Source organism: Candidatus Limnocylindrales bacterium, assembly GCA_035559535.1.
GTDB lineage: Bacteria > Moduliflexota > Moduliflexia > Moduliflexales > JAUQPW01 > JAUQPW01.
The window spans coordinates 67,277-82,601 of record DATMBG010000037.1 but is presented as its reverse complement, the minus strand read 5'-3'; the positions used below and the strand labels follow the sequence as shown (position 1 = coordinate 82,601).

General features: G+C 45.1%; 13 protein-coding genes. 4 read left to right on the top strand and 9 right to left on the bottom strand.

The features are described from left to right. Positions 1–6: 6 nt before the first annotated feature. The 6 genes from VNM22_12915 to VNM22_12890 form a co-directional block, all read right to left on the bottom strand. Positions 7–213, bottom strand: coding sequence for a copper ion binding protein (locus VNM22_12915; GenBank protein ID HWP48059.1), 207 nt, complete (start codon positions 211–213; stop codon positions 7–9). Between the two features lie 55 nt (positions 214–268). Then, the gene (locus tag VNM22_12910) at positions 269–1,912 is read right to left on the bottom strand and encodes a hypothetical protein (protein HWP48058.1); all 1,644 of its coding nucleotides are present in this window, start codon (positions 1,910–1,912) and stop codon (positions 269–271) included. 28 nt (positions 1,913–1,940) lie between these two features. Then, positions 1,941–3,968, bottom strand: a complete 2,028-nt coding sequence (gene fusA, locus VNM22_12905) for an elongation factor G (GenBank protein ID HWP48057.1) — start codon at positions 3,966–3,968, stop codon at positions 1,941–1,943. An 86-nt stretch (positions 3,969–4,054) separates the two neighbouring features. Further along, complete coding sequence (locus tag VNM22_12900) at positions 4,055–4,828, bottom strand: alpha/beta hydrolase (protein ID HWP48056.1); 774 nt, start codon at positions 4,826–4,828, stop codon at positions 4,055–4,057. A 187-nt stretch (positions 4,829–5,015) separates the two neighbouring features. Further along, positions 5,016–5,969 (bottom strand): dienelactone hydrolase family protein, encoded by a 954-nt coding sequence (locus tag VNM22_12895; protein ID HWP48055.1) that lies wholly within the window; start codon positions 5,967–5,969, stop codon positions 5,016–5,018. A gap of 26 nt (positions 5,970–5,995) precedes the next feature. Further along, positions 5,996–7,078 carry a mandelate racemase/muconate lactonizing enzyme family protein gene (locus tag VNM22_12890; protein HWP48054.1) on the bottom strand — a complete coding sequence of 361 codons (1,083 nt, stop codon included), beginning with the start codon at positions 7,076–7,078 and terminating at the stop codon, positions 5,996–5,998. Positions 7,079–7,284: 206 nt separating this feature from the next. Here VNM22_12890 and VNM22_12885 point away from each other — a divergent pair, with 206 nt between their 5' ends. Then, positions 7,285–8,259, top strand: a complete 975-nt coding sequence (locus tag VNM22_12885; protein HWP48053.1) for a CPBP family intramembrane glutamic endopeptidase — start codon at positions 7,285–7,287, stop codon at positions 8,257–8,259. Between the two features lie 61 nt (positions 8,260–8,320). Here VNM22_12885 and VNM22_12880 read toward each other — a convergent pair whose 3' ends face one another. The 3 genes from VNM22_12880 to VNM22_12870 all read right to left on the bottom strand — a co-directional run bounded on the left by VNM22_12880 (position 8,321) and on the right by VNM22_12870 (position 10,243). Then, the gene (locus VNM22_12880; GenBank protein HWP48052.1) at positions 8,321–9,613 is read right to left on the bottom strand and encodes an aminopeptidase P N-terminal domain-containing protein; all 1,293 of its coding nucleotides are present in this window, start codon (positions 9,611–9,613) and stop codon (positions 8,321–8,323) included. Positions 9,614–9,628: 15 nt separating this feature from the next. Continuing rightward, positions 9,629–9,892, bottom strand: a complete 264-nt coding sequence (locus VNM22_12875; GenBank protein HWP48051.1) for a hypothetical protein — start codon at positions 9,890–9,892, stop codon at positions 9,629–9,631. A 78-nt stretch (positions 9,893–9,970) separates the two neighbouring features. After that, positions 9,971–10,243 (bottom strand): hypothetical protein, encoded by a 273-nt coding sequence (locus VNM22_12870; GenBank protein ID HWP48050.1) that lies wholly within the window; start codon positions 10,241–10,243, stop codon positions 9,971–9,973. A 720-nt stretch (positions 10,244–10,963) separates the two neighbouring features. On the opposite strand from VNM22_12870, the gene VNM22_12865 reads away from it, so the two are divergent. The 3 genes from VNM22_12865 to VNM22_12855 all read left to right on the top strand — a co-directional run bounded on the left by VNM22_12865 (position 10,964) and on the right by VNM22_12855 (position 15,245). Continuing rightward, positions 10,964–12,229: a glucose-1-phosphate adenylyltransferase family protein gene (locus tag VNM22_12865; GenBank protein HWP48049.1), complete on the top strand. Its 1,266-nt coding sequence runs from the start codon at positions 10,964–10,966 to the stop codon at positions 12,227–12,229. A 76-nt stretch (positions 12,230–12,305) separates the two neighbouring features. Next, positions 12,306–13,997, top strand: coding sequence for a GAF domain-containing protein (locus VNM22_12860; GenBank protein ID HWP48048.1), 1,692 nt, complete (start codon positions 12,306–12,308; stop codon positions 13,995–13,997). A gap of 81 nt (positions 13,998–14,078) precedes the next feature. Continuing rightward, positions 14,079–15,245, top strand: coding sequence for a M20 family metallopeptidase (locus tag VNM22_12855; protein ID HWP48047.1), 1,167 nt, complete (start codon positions 14,079–14,081; stop codon positions 15,243–15,245). Positions 15,246–15,325 lie beyond the last annotated feature (80 nt).

The window sequence follows — 15,325 nt, the reverse complement described above, 5'->3', positions numbered from 1 at the left end:
CCTGTTCTAAACCTTATAGCCTAAATCAACAATTTTCTTTTTAATATCTGTCAAGGATATCTCGTCGGGATCAAATTGAACTTCTGCCTGATTCTGATCGAGATCCACTTTGACCGAGGAGACTCCTTTCAAGCCACCGATACCTTTTTCCAGGGTCATTTTACAATGATTGCAGCTCATTCCTTCGATGAAAATAGTGGTTTTTTCAATCATACCTGTCTGTAAACCATAGGGCGTAAAACGTAAGGTCTTTCTATAAGACTACGTTTCACGCAGATCGTTTGGGGGCAAACAATTTTTCTACCTCCTGCATGGTTAAAATAGTTACTTCTGCACCGATACCCTTAAATTGTTGACCGATCCGGTCTGCTTCTTCTTGAGTCACATTTTTTACTACAAGGGCAGGAGTTCTGAGAGCCGATTTCAGACGTTCTATGGTTAATCCGGTTAGCGAAGCAAGGAGGTGAAGAACTTCTTCTTCATAGGTCTTATCAAATTTTTGTAATAAAACCCCATATCTCGGATTATCCCTGGAGAACGGAGGGGTCATGAGGGTTGGAACTTCCAAACCCTGGGTAACAGATTCCGATAGGGTTCTCGAGGGTTCTTTACTCTTCTGCCTCCTTTGTTTTTCGGCTATAGCTCGGAGTTGCTCCAGGGTGATAACTTGAACGCGAGCACCCAATTGATTAAACGCTTTTACGAGAGTCTGAGCTTCCAGGTCCGTTACCGGAGCTTTTAACAGAGAGGGGGTTTTAAGTAAGACTTTAGCTTTATCCATGGACATGTTCAGGGATTTGGTCATGAAATCCACCAGCGCTTCTGTCCGTGCTGGATCATATCCTCGAAGTAAAAGTGCATACCCGGGGCCTGGCGGTGGTTGTTGGGCCTTTATCTCCGGGGACTCCTGGGTTTTTGGGGTATCAGTTGGCCGGTTAAGCGTTGCAGAAGTCGAGGTTGTTGGACCAGTACCCGGCATATCTGGCTGAGGCAGTGTGAGGGTTTTGGTGGTATCAACCTGCCGATCAAGGATCATGGTTGCAGGGATTTCGGTGTGATCCACCGGCATAGGGGGGATGGTAACCGTGGGAGTTTCTGTACCCGGCGTTTTAACAGGGGCCTCAGGCTTTTTGGCCTGCTGAGATGCTTCGGAAACCCGTCCAGGCTCCAGATTCAAGTTAGCCAGCCGATTTTCCAGGGTTTTTGTCTCGGTCGGAGAGCTCTTCACTTCGGATTGGAGCATTTTTCTGGAATAAGCCCTGGCGTAGTTGTATTGGATCGTTTTATGAGTTTTTTCCCAGGCAACCAGGATCAAAACGAGAAGTTCCACACCCCATACCATCCAGTTTTGGACCTTCTCGAATTCTAAGATCTTCCTTTGTGCCTGCCACCTGGTAAGGGGAGGATACTCTAAAAAAACTGAAAATTCATGGTTAGAAACCATGGCTTTTTCATCATAAGCCGGTAATAAAGAAGCCCATTGGAACCAAACTTCTTTGAGGGTATCCCAGGTCTTGAGATCCAGTCCGTATTGGGAAACGGTTTTTTGAAGGGGTTCTACAAAATCTCTTCTCAAGTAATAATACTCTTTTACAGCCGTACCCGGCTCTGTCAGGGAGGTAAAGTTATTGAGGATTAAAAGCAGGGCGTAGCAAAAGATACTCAGCAGCGTAACCATCAAGAATCCAGACAACTGTCGGGTACATCTTCCTATCCGCGCCCCCATTGAAACTCCCATTCCCAGGAGTATTCCCATCCAGACAGGAAATAAGAGGACAAAATGATACCTATAGAAACTGATGGCCAGGTGAGAGGATAGAACTCCCACAAGACCCAGGAAGAGGCCACAGACAAACATACAGAAAGTGGCAACAGGTCCACACTTCTCTATACGCTGATTTTTGTCCATCATTTCCCTTTTTCCTTTTCCTTGCTCTTGCTTAGACTTCGTCATAGTGAGACAGTTCCATAGAGAAGGTTGCCCGGCCTTGAGTCAGAGATCTGAGACTGGTGGTATAGCCGAACATTTGCGACAAAGGGACCAGAGCCTTAATAATTTCCGTAGTTTCTCGGGTTTCCAATCCTTGAATTTTTCCTTTACGGGTATTTAGATCTTCTATGACCTCACCGGTATAGGCCTTGGGGGTGTTAACCTCGACCCGCATAATCGGTTCTAGAAGCACCGGATCTGCTTTTCGACAGGCATCATTGAAGGCCGTTGCAGCCGCGATCTTAAAAGCCAGTTCCGAAGAATGTTCTTCATGGTAAGAACCTCCGAAGAGGGTGACTTTGACATCCACTATGGGGTATCCGGCCAATACCCCGCTTCCCAATGTATCCCGAATCCCTGCTTCCACTGCAGCAATATATATCGGCGGTAAGGTTCCTTCTTTTAGATCGGTTTCGAACTTAAAACCCTTTCCCCTTTCATTGGGTTCTACCCGCAACCACACATGCCCATAATGGTCCCTTCCCCCGGTTTGTTTGATGAACTTCCCTTCCACTTCTACTTTCTTCCGAATCGTCTCTTTAAAGGCCACCTGGGGCTTTCCAACCCGAGCTTTGACCTTATGTTCCCGCAGGAGTCGATCCACGAGAATTTCCAGATGGAGCTCCCCCATTCCGGAAATAATCGTCTGGCCGGTCTCCTCATTTTTCTTAACTTGAAAAGTGGGATCCTCGTTGGCCAATTTTCGAAGAGCTTCGTCCAGGTTTTCCTGATCGGCCTGGGTTCTCGGCTCAATAGCAACGGAGATGACCGGTTCTGGAAACTCAATGGATTGCAGGAGAATGGGATGGGCTTCGTCACAGAGGGTATCCCCGGTCGTGGTGAACTTCAAGCCGATAATCCCGATGATGGCCCCCGGATAAGCCTTATCGATTTGGTTGATTTTGTTGGCATGGAGTTGAAGGACCCTCAGAACTTTTTCCCTCTTACACGAACGTGGATTATAGACGGTATCTCCCACTGACAACGTACCGGAATAAATCCGGGTATAAAAGATGGTGGGACCTTCCAGATGGGTCATGACTTTAAATACAAGAGCCGACAGAGGTTCTGTAGAATCCGGCTTACGAATTTCTTCCTGCTGGGTGAGGGGATTTATTCCTCGGGTTATAGGAACTTCTATGGGAGAAGGGAGATAGTCGATGACGGCATCGAGCAGAGGTTGTATGCCTTTATTTTTTAAAGCTGAACCGCAAAGTACGGGAAAGAGCCGGCCCTGTAACGTCTCTTTCCGTAAGGAGGCTTTTATTTCTTCGGCCGTCAAAGGTACTTCATTGAGATACTTATCGAGCAGAACATCATCCGTCTCGGCCAGGGTCTCTATGAGCCTGTCTCGGTATTTTTTCGCCTCCTGGATCTTATCCACCGGAATTTCAACCTCTGCAATTTGCGTCCCCAATTCATCCTGCCAGAGAAGGCCCTTCATTTCAATAAGGTCAATAACCCCCCGGAAATCACCTTCTCCTCCCCAGGGGAGTTGAATAGGAACAACCCGGGCTTTCAGTTTTTCTTCCATGCTCTGGATGGCCCGAAAGAAATCGGCCCCAACCCGATCCATTTTATTGACAAAAGCTATCCGGGGAAGATGGTAACGATCCGCCTGCCGCCACACCTTTTCAGATTGAGGCTCTACACCCTCTACCCCACAGAAAACGGCTATGGCTCCATCCAGAACTCTTAAAGCCCGTTCGACTTCAATGGTGAAATCCACATGACCCGGCGTATCGATGATATTAATCTGACAACCTTTCCAGGTACAGGTTGTAACTGCCGCGGTAATCGTAATGCCCCGTTCCTGTTCCTGGGGCATCCAATCCATCGTGGCAGATCCCTCGTCAACCTCCCCCATTTTATGAGAGCGCCCGGTATAGTACAGGATTCGCTCCGTGACGGTTGTTTTACCGGCATCGATATGGGCCATAATGCCCAGGTTACGGATCTTATCTAGGGAGGGTTCCATAATTCTGTAAGTTATCCAGAGTAAGAAGTAAAGGAAGCTAAACCCTTTTACTCCTTATTACAAATAATTTACTATCCCTTCAACTTTTAGTCCCATAAAGAGTTTACCATTAAGTTAATAACAAACTGCTCCAAAATGGTGTTAAACTCTTGGGGGTATTCTACCATGACCATATGACCGGCTCCTTTAATGAGGGCAAGTTGAGCACCCGGAATGTGATCCCGGAGATATTCGGCCATTGAGATTTGAATTAAGGGATCTTCGGTACCACAAACGACTAAAGTTGGAATTTGAATGGTCGATAACTGGGAGGTTACGTTAAACTTTCTGGCAGCCACCACATCTCCCAGCATCACATTGATATCGTTGGTCACCAACCGTTCATCGATATCTTTCATTTTTTCCTTGGCTTTATCCAAAGCTCCAAAAATAGACTCAATGTTGTCCTTCATTTTTATGAGGGTTTGGGTAGAAATCTCAAATTTCGCTCCTGTAGCTACAAGTCCAAGGGCTTTTAATGAATCTTGATATTTAATCGCATAATCTAGAGCAATAGCCCCACCCATGGAATGACCCACTAAAATCACTTCATCCAGGTCCATGACTTCAAAAAATTCTCGTAGCAAGTTGGTATAATCGGAAATGGCGGTGGCTCCTTTTCCCGGAGATCTTCCATGACCGGGTAACTCCAAAGCAATCACCTGATAAGATTCTGAGAAATATTTAATTTGATACGCCCAGTTATAAATATTTCCTCCCAACCCATGAAGGAAAAAAATCTTTTCGCCATGTCCTACTTTATGGGTATTCTCCACTACAATATATCGAATCTTATTGTCTTTAATATTTATATAGGGCATATGAAGCGTAGGTATATTTTAACTCCGGCGTTAGTTCTCAAGGGGTCTGTCTGTTTATACCTGTAAATAATCAGGCACTTGATTAAAACTATTTAAATTATTTAACCGGAAAATTCTTGAATTGTCAACTAGAAAATTTGTAACTATTTGACTTTTCAAAGTCTTGGATTCTACGCTATTTACTTTTTTACTTTGGAAAGACCTTAAGAAGATGGTTCTTTTTCATCCACTGAGCGGTTCTGCGGGTTAATTCCTGGATCAACTCTGTTTTGGAAGGATAAACATGATCGGACTCCAGCCAAACCATCTCTTTGGGGAAATGGGCTTTTTGGAACAAGGTCCTGGCACTCTCCTGGGGGATTCTTTCATCCTGTTCCCCATTAATCATAAAAAGAGGTCGAGGCGCTATGCGGTCGATATATTTGAGGGGTTCTATGGGTGCCAAAATCAGGGCACCCAGAGAGCTCAGCAACTTTCTGGAAATCCAATTTCCCGATTGAATATTATGGAAAAGAAGCTTTTCCAGATCCCCTCCGCCATAATGAATGGCCACTCCCCGAATTCTAGGATCCAGGGCACTCACTACCACGGCAAAAGGACTTCCAAAACTGATCCCGACCATGGTAATCCGTTCGGGGTCTACCCCTTTACGTTGGGTCAGGTAATCCACCATAAGTAAACCACCGACAACGGTATCAAAAATAGCCTGGCGAAACTGAAGAAGTGTCAATAGGAGTTGAGCTCCTTCCAGGGAAACCTCTCCCTTGTAAGGATAATTCATCGCCATGATCACCGTCTCCTCAACTTCCTGGACGCCACCGATCAGATCCACCACCCAGGCTCCGGTCTCCAGCCCATTAAAAACAATAACCGCCGGTGCAGATAGGGTCGAAGAATCCGGAATTTTAATAAATCCCTCCACGGTAAGACCATTTGAGCTACGAAGCCGAATTTCATACTTTTTAGGATCCAGGGACCGTTCTTCAATCTCGACGAGACTTCCTTTCCGATCCAGGAAAATCTGGCTGAAGTCCCGTTCCTTATAGAGTTCCGTGGAAAGAAACAGCAGAGATAAAAAAAGGATGATCACGGTGAGGGAGGACCACACATATTTTTGCCTTCTGTTTGGGCGAAATAACATGGCCCCTGACCCTTGTTAAAGTAATTTCACAGGACCTGATAAGCTTTTAATTTGCCTTTATCGAATCGAATCCCATGGCCTGGCGTTGGAGGAAGCTCGAAGATTCCCTTTTTAATTTTAAAAGGTTCTTCCAAAATGGGATCCAATTGCGGAATGTATTCTACGAACAAAGCATGGGGGACTGCAGCGGCAAGGTGAAAATGGATTTCCATCAGGAAATGAGGGGCTATCGGAAGGTTCCAGGCTTCAGCCAGGGCTGCAATCTTCATCCATTCGGTAATCCCCCCGACCCGACCCACATCGGGTTGTAAAATGCTCACAGCCTTCTGCTCCAAATAAGCTTTAAACGCCTGCTTTGTGTAAAGGCTCTCTCCCAGGGCAATAGGGACGGTCAGATGTGCCTTTAAGGTGGCGTGTCCACTCACATCATCGTGGGGGAGAGGTTCCTCCAACCAAAAAATATTAAACTCTTCCAGTTGTTTCCCACGGGTAATGGCTTCCGTAGAGGTCCATTTTTGGTTAACATCGACCATAAGCTTCACAGAATCCCCTATAACTTTACGAACTTCACCAACCCTTTTAACGTCCTCAAGGGGATCTTCCTTGCCTACCTTCAGTTTTACCCCTGTAAATCCTTCTTCGACGGCTTTTATGGCTTCTTCCTTTATCTCCTCCAAACTCATATTAAGCCAGCCGCCTTCTGTGGTGTACACGGATATTTGATCTCGATAACCTCCCAAGAGTTTATAAAGCGGTAATTTTGCCATCTTGGCTTTGAGATCCCATAAGGCTATATCCACTGCAGCCATGGCAACCGGAGAAATCCCACCGACGACCGCATGAATTCGCCACCACATCTTCTGCCAGATACGCTCCACATTGGAAGGATCTTCGCCCAGAATGCAAGGAACGAGATCTTCATCCAACAGGACCTTGGCTGCTTTGCCTCCCTGTCCAATGGTATAGGAGTAACCCACCCCGGTTAATCCTTCATTTGTGAAGATCTCTACCAGAAGGAGTTCCATGGCACTGAACTCCTGAATAGCATCCTTCCTGGGACGAAGAGGGGGAATCCGATAAAGTGCCGAAGCGATTTGGGTAATTTTCATAAGCTGTTAGCCTCGATTACTTAAACCACGCAAAATGAGAATCCAAAATCCCCTTTACTCTGCAAGGTTTAAGTCAATCTTTTCCTTTTTTATCGGGTTATATTGCTTTTTTAAGCCTACCATAACATGTTAAAAACAATGGGAAGATAGGTTTAGAGAAAACTCTTGTTTGACAGAGTCTTTTTAACGCGAAAAGGAAAATCGACATGAAAGGTAAGAACTGGGTTATTCTTCCACTCATCGTTTTTTTAACGACAATTTTTTCTGTATACGTATTAACTCTTAAATTAGATCTTCAAAGTCAGCTTGCGGCCATTACTCTGTTCATATTCCTTATATCCCTCTATCTTCTGCTCGGGATTCCTGAATTAGTCGAAAAATTAAAGGAAAACATCAGGTTTAATTGCGCGAAGGTTTTCGGTATAGCATTGATTCTGCTTATTATGTATGCTTTTTACGCACTTTCCGTTGCCGGATTTCGTTGGGAAGATGTGGGGATATATGCGTTATATCTTTTCATTCCTGCTTTCATCCTCCTGGTTGCGAGGCCAAAAACGGATGGATTAACCATCCAGGATGTGTTGGTGATTACGACCCTCTGGGTTCCCCTCCTGGGAGGGTGGATCCGGCTGGTTAGTATTCCGGTAGAGCATGGGGAATCTCTGGATAGAGTCCTGGGCCTGATCTGGGGGATTTTTCTTTTTCTGGTTGTACGCCCTTTAGAGAGGGTAGGTTATACTTTTCAGTTGCATAGGAACGATATCCGGTGGGCAGGTCTTTACTTTGCCGTATTTGTCGCTTTTTTTGCCATTCCCATTGCCGTACCTACCCATTTCATTACCATACCCCCGACCCTGAAATCAGGTACTCAGATCTTTATCTCTCTGGTTCTTATTGCATTTTCCATTGCTTTACCTGAAGAATTGGTCTTTCGTGGAGTGATTCACAACCTGATTTCTCAGCGATTGAAGGAAAAACCCTACGTGGCTTTAATGATCTCCTCGGCCATTTTCGGTCTATCTCACATTCACCGGCCCGATTCCCCGAACTGGGTCTATGTGATTCTGGCCACCCTGGCCGGATGGTTTTATGGGCTTACCTATATAAGAACCGGAAAAGTTACGGCTGCTGCCATTACCCATTGGCTGGTGGATAGCTACTGGCGCATATTTTTCCAGTAGCTTTTCCAGGATCCTGGGGGAACCAGGATAGGTTTCATCCGGTTATTGACAAAGACAACGATTAGGAACCTCTTATCGCCTCAATGTCCTCTATTTGTTTAGGTACTTTAGCCGTCAGGACTTCATGACCCTGGGGGGTGACTAAAACATCATCTTCGATTCGAATTCCTATATTCCAGTATTTAGGATCCACCTGTTCGGTTCCTTCAGGAATATAAATCCCGGGCTCTACGGTTAAAACCATCCCCGGCTCTAGCACCCGCCACTTCCCATTGAGGTTGTATTTTCCCACATCATGGACATCCATCCCCAACCAGTGACTGGTTTTATGCATATAAAACTTACGATACTCTTCCTTTTCGATCAAATCTTTTACATTCCCCCGTAGAAAACCAAGGGCTACAAGTCCCTCGGTAATAACTTCTACAGCGCGGTTATGCACATCCATGATACTTGCCCCTGGTTTAACCCGGTCGATGGCTTCCAGTTGGGCTTGCAGAACAATCTGGTAGATCTGCTTTTGTTCAGGAGAAAATTTTCGACTAACCGGGAAGGTTCGGGTAATATCACCGGTATAGTATCCATATTCTGCCCCTGCATCGATCAACAGCAGTTCTCCTTCCTGCATTTGTCGATTATTGGTATCGTAGTGAAGGATGGTGGTATTAGGACCGGAGCCCACGATGCTGGGGTAGCCGTTTCGAGGAGAACCCCTTTTGCGAAAGGTATACTCTATAAGGGCTTCGATTTCATACTCGTACATTCCTCCCCGGGCTGCCTTCATAGCCTCCAGGTGACCTTCGCAGGAAATATCCACGGCCTGGCGCAGCAAAGATAATTCTTCCTCCTTTTTGATCAGGCGCATTTCATGGAGAATCTCGGCTGCGTCGATTAACATATAAGGACCTGAAATACCTGCCCGGGACTTCGTACGGTAAGAATAGACTAAACCCATGATCTTGCGATCCAGTTCCGGATCTTTTCCAATCCGATAGTAAATTCTATCTACCTGATCCAAATATTTAGGAAGCATTTCATCCAGCTTGTCGATGGTATAGGCTTGTTGAGCTCCATAATCCTTTATGGCACCTTCTGGACCTGCTCGTTTACCGGTCCAGGTTTCTTTTTCTTTATCCCGGGGTCGCACAAACATGACGAACTGGTGTTCTGGATGCTCGGGAGCCAGCAGGCACAGAGATTCAGGTTCTTCAAACCCGGTCAAATAGTAAAAGTCACTATCCTGACGATATTCATGATCTACGTCCTGGTTGCGAGTAGCAACAGGTGCGCTCTTGAAGATGGCCACACCTTTCCCCATTTTTTCCATAAATTGAGCTCGTCTCATCTGAAACATATCAGCATTCCCCCTTCAAAAAAGTAACTTTTTCTTTTCTATTTTAAAATCTTCATAGTCGAGAAGGAGTTGAAGGAGAAAAGGTTGCATGGGTATTTCAACCAGTTTACCCCTGGCCCCTTCTTCGCAGAGCTTTTTGTCTTTCAAGATATCCTTATAACTATCTAAAAACTCTGTTATAAGTGGAGTATGATTACGAACAATCCTGGATTTATATTCCGTTTCCTTCTTCATTTGGACCTTCGCTTCTAAGGCCTCTTCATTGGATTCTGCGAGCATACTCCAGAGTCAGAAATCAGAAGTCAGAAAACAACCCAATTTCGAGTCTGAGTCCTGGCCTCTGAATTCTAGTGCGGCTTAAGATTCGTCTTCTATATCCTCTTTCTCCAACGACTCGCTCAAATTCACATCACGATTGAGACTCCCAAAGTCCATCATGAAGCTTTCTTTGCGACTCTCACGAATACTCAATTCCAGATCTCCCAGTAGCTTTTTGATTAAATTCACCTGGGCCCTCCACTTCTCCAACATTTCCCGGCTAGCCGTAAGACTACTCTCTAATTTGGTTAATCGGCTCTCGATTTCTACCATCTCTTCATGAGACATAGACTCATCTCTAAACAAACTCATAAAAAAAATCACGACTCCTTTAAGTAGACGGAAAAAAGTAATCTTTCATCATCTTCTTCCCCGCATGACCCGTTTCGTTTTTATGGTTACGGCAACGATAGCGAGCCCTATCAATAATCCTAAAGCAATTCCTAGAAGGGCTAAAATGGTTTTTAACACCATAGATAAGATACAGATAAGAAGGCATTTTACAAAGGATTTTAATTCAATTAATTAAAGTAAGCATTTCACCCTAAGTTATACTATGAGTGTCTTATCATAAAAGTCAAGAGAACTTCGTGGGATTGAAGCTTTTTTTCCAAAAGTTCAAAACCCGGCGTTTCATCCCACCTCCTTTACAACTTCGATAGGGAAACCGGTTACTTGCCGTGTAAGCCGAAGTCCCGGGTAAAGCGAAGGGAATGAAGCTATTTCCCGGCTCAAAGAGCCTGTTTCATGGCTTTTATCCCTGGAGGTATTGAAGGTTGACAAAGATATAGGGACGAAAAGGTTATACTTTCAGTTAAACATCCTGCCGAGGAAAATTATCTTGACAGTCCTTTGGAAAACGGAGCATAATTTCCACAGTATTACTCTATCCTTTGAAATGAAAATAAAAAATGAGTTTTTAGGGGGACAAATTTTAGAAAGACACCTTATAGTATAAAGTAAATAACCCTGTTTGTGCAACGTGCGCTCCCCGTTATGGGGGTACGGAACCCAAGGTAGTCCTGAGGATATATGACACGAAAAGTTATAGCCATGGTTCTGGCGGGGGGGATGGTACCGGCGTTGAATATCTTATCCCAGAGGCGGGCCAAGGCGGCTATCCCTTTTGGAGGGATTTATCGGATCATTGATTTCGTATTGAGTAATTTGATGAACTCTCGGATCAATATTATCGGCATCCTCACCCAGTATAAACCCAGTTCTTTAATGGATCATGTAGGTATTGGGGCTCCCTGGGATTTTATAGGGAGAACCCGCTATGTCCGGATTTTACCTCCTTACAAAGGAGAGGTAGACTCAGACTGGTATAGAGGAACTGCCGATGCCGTTTACCAAAATATAAATTTTATTGAAGATCACCATCCAGACTATGTGCTGGTTCTATCGGCGGAGCATATTTATACGATGAATTATTCTCCTGTCATAGATTTTCACATCAGTAAAAAGGCCGACTGTACCATTGTTTGTAAGAAGCTACCCGTTCTAAATCCATCCCGATTTGGAATCTTAGCTATGGATGAGGACGGAAAAGTTCTACGTTACGAAGAAAAACCTCAGGTTCCTAAGGGGAATTACTATTCTCTGGGGATCTATGTATTTAATACCCCCTTTCTTTTAGAGAGATTACAAGAAGATGCCGAGCAGAAAGACTCTTCCCATAGTTTTGCTTATAATATTATCCCAAACCTTGTAGGGAAGTATCGACTCTACGCTTACCCATTTACCGGAACCTGGGAGTATTGTGGTACCATTGATGAGTACTGGAAACTTCATATGGATCTCCTTAAAGATCAACCGGAGATCGATCTGTGGAACTGGTCTGTCCGGACCAATTTAGAGGATAGAAATATCGGTGACCGTTCTCCGGCCAGATGTGATCCTTCTGCCGAGGTAATCAATTCCCTCATTTCACCGGGTTGTCTGATCAGGGGTAGAGTAGAGAGAAGTGTTCTTTCCCCGGGAGTTGTGGTAGAAAAGGATGCCGTAGTTCGTGATTCGGTTATCATGCATGATACTCAGATTGGTACCGGCGCCCTTGTCGACCGGGTAGTTGCCGATAAAGATGTTTTGATTGGAGCCCATGCTGTTGTAGGAACTGGAGACCCTCAAGTTGCCAATTTATCTTACCCCTCCTACTTTCATACCGGGATTACCGTCTTGGGTAAAGGTGCTGAAGTCGAGGACCACATTCAGATAGGCAGAAATTGCCTGATCCATCCGGGGATCGTCGTTTCAAAATCGAAATATTCTGAGATCCCTTCTGGAAGAACCCTATAATTACCTGAGAAATAATTACCTAAAAACCACCAAACCTTCTAAAATAAGAGGGACTATGGTAGACAATTGGAAGTTTATGGATTCCGAACCCGTGATTGAAACGGTGGACTTAAATCGACTCCTCATCCTCATCATGAATAAAATTACTAAATCGATAGAAGCCCAGCGAAGTACCTTGTTTCTCTATGATGAGGAAAAGCAAGAGCTATGGTCGAAGATTGCTCAAGATTCTGAGATCAAGGAAATACGACTTAAATTAGGGGAAGGGATTGCGGGCTTTGTAATGGCAACCGGTGAGACCTTGAATATTACCGATGCCTATAAAGATCCCAGGTTTAATCGTGCCTTCGACGAGCAGACAGGGTATCTTACCCAGACCATTTTCTGTAAACCACTGGTCAATACCTATGGTCAGAGAATAGGCGTCATCGAGGTTTTAAATAAAAAAGGAGGGGCCTTTACAGAGCGGGATGAAAAACTCCTGGACGCCCTTTGCTCTCAAGCCGCCATAGCCATAGAAAATGCCCAGCTATACCAGCATATTCGGGCTAAAAACAGAGCTTTGGTTGAGGCAAAAAGACAACTGGAGCAGAAAATTCGTGAATTAGATATCTTGTACGAGATTGAAAAAGAAATCAGTAGTTCGTGGGATTTAGATAAGCTTTTGGATAAAATCCTTTTCAAAACTACCCAGACCCTGCATGCCGAAGCCGGATCCATTTTCCTGCTGGAAGAGAAAACCAATCTCCTTTATTTCAAGAGTATTACCGGGGAAAAAGCCGAAGAACTCCGAAAATTTAAGATTAAGATGGGAGAAGGAATTGTCGGATGGGTGGCTTCTACCAAAACCCCTGTGATTGTAAACAATGTGGCTGAGGACCCTCGATTTGCCGGTCATATTTCGGCTAAAATTCAATTTCCCACGCGATCTATTATCTGTGTGCCACTGGTCGAGAATAATCGGATATTAGGAGCTTTGGAACTCATTAATAAAAAAGGTGAGGATAATGTGTTTACCGAAGATGATCTGAAGCTCCTGGAGGTTATAGGAAGTCAGGTAGCCAGGGCCATTGAGACCCATAGACTGAGAGAAAAAGAAGCCAAAGAGGAAAGGTTGGCCATGGTGGGGCAGATGGTAAGCGGCATTATCCATGACCTAAAGAATCCTATTTCCAGTATCATCGGCTTTGTCGAACTTATCAGCCTGGATAAAACTACCGAGGAAAATCGAAAAAAATTTTGTAAAATTATCCTTCGGGAAATCGAATCTCTGACTAACATGACCCGGGAAATTCTCAATTTTGCCAAAGGAGAAACGAACCTCTTACTGCGAAGATATTATCTGTCTGCTATTGTCAATGACGTCCTGGATTTGATGCGACCGGATTTTGAAAGTAGAAACATCCAATTGAAAGTAGATCTGAAATACAGGTCTCATGTCTATGTGGATGAATCCAAGATGAAGCGGGTATTTTACAACATCATTCGAAATGCCATCGAAGCGATGCCACAAGGAGGCGTTTTTAATGTTAAATCTTACTTAACAGATTCCCATGTGGTGGTTGAATTATCCGATACCGGATGTGGAATCCCGGAGGAGATTCGAGATCGACTTTTCGATTCCTTTGTAACCCAGGGGAAGGAGCAGGGGACCGGATTAGGACTTGCGATGGTTAAGAAGATCATCGATGAACATAAAGGCGAGATTGAAGTGGAATCCGAAGTCGGAAGAGGAACTACCTTTCGAATCAAACTGAACCGAATTTAACAGTGCAGAGTTTAGAGCCTCCTGTTCCAGGCCGAATAAACCCTGGACTTTGGGCTTTAGACTTTGGGCTTTGGACTTTTCATGGATAAAACCTACCTTGACGAGGCCGTCCAGGTCACTCAGGACTTAATTAAAATTCCCAGCTTAAATCCAACCGTCGGAGAAAAAGAGATCAGCTATTATGTAGAGCGTTATATGAAAGAAGCCGGAGTTGAAGTGATAAGGAAGAATGTACTTCCGGATCGGGATAATATTATCGGTCGTATTCGAGGAAGTGGACAGAGGCCGGCCCTTGCGATTGTAGCCCATATGGATACGGTGCCCCTGGGAGAGGGTTGGACAAAACCTCCCTATGAGGCGGTGATAGAAAACGGTAAAATGTATGGACGGGGAGCCGCCGATATGAAAAGCGGTCTGGCAGCCAGTTTGGTCACCCTCAAATACCTGGCGCAGAATCGGAAGACTTTAAAGGGAGATTTCCTCCTTTGTGCAACCATTGACGAGGAGTCCCACATGCGGGGGGCCATAGACCTGGCCGATGCCGGAATTGTGGATAATGATATGACCCTTATAGCCACCGAACCCAGTAATCTCCATATGGTTGTAGCCCATAAAGGGGTGGCCTGGTTTGAAATCAAAACGTACGGAAAGAATGCCCATGCCGGAACTCCCTACAAGGGAGCTGATGCGGCCCATGCCATGGCCCTTATTCTGGTTAAAATTAAACAAAAAATTGCCGAACTCGGGATCGAGGACCCCCTGGTAGGGCGAACCTATGTTTCTATTGGAAGAATAGAAGGTGGGCAAAAAACCAACGTGGTCTGCGGGACCTGCCGTGCCGAAATCGATATTCGCTATCCACCTCCCCTTACTCCAGAGTCGCTCACGACCCTGGTCCAGGAGATTGTCCAAACAGCCGGTCAGGAAGTAGCAGGTACTCGTGGAGAAGTTCAACCCATGACAGCCGCCCGGCCATCCTTAAGAATAGATCCCAATGCCAGAATCCTGGCCGATATGCGAAAAGCTTATCGAGAAACCATGGGCGGCGAGATTAAAGAAATTGGAGTTCCCTACTATACCGATGTGGGGATGATCTCCGTTAAAACCGGAAATCAAAAATGTCTCGTCTTCGGACCCGGCAACATCGAACAGGCCCATGCACCCGATGAGTACGTAGAGATCGACCAGATCCGAAAAGCAACTGAAATACTGGCCCGAACGGTGGAAATCCACCTGGCTGAAGCGTAAGGGCACGTTGCAACGTGCCCTTACCCTCCAGGGATAATTTCAAAATGAACCTGGTATTACTTGAAATATTAATGACTGTA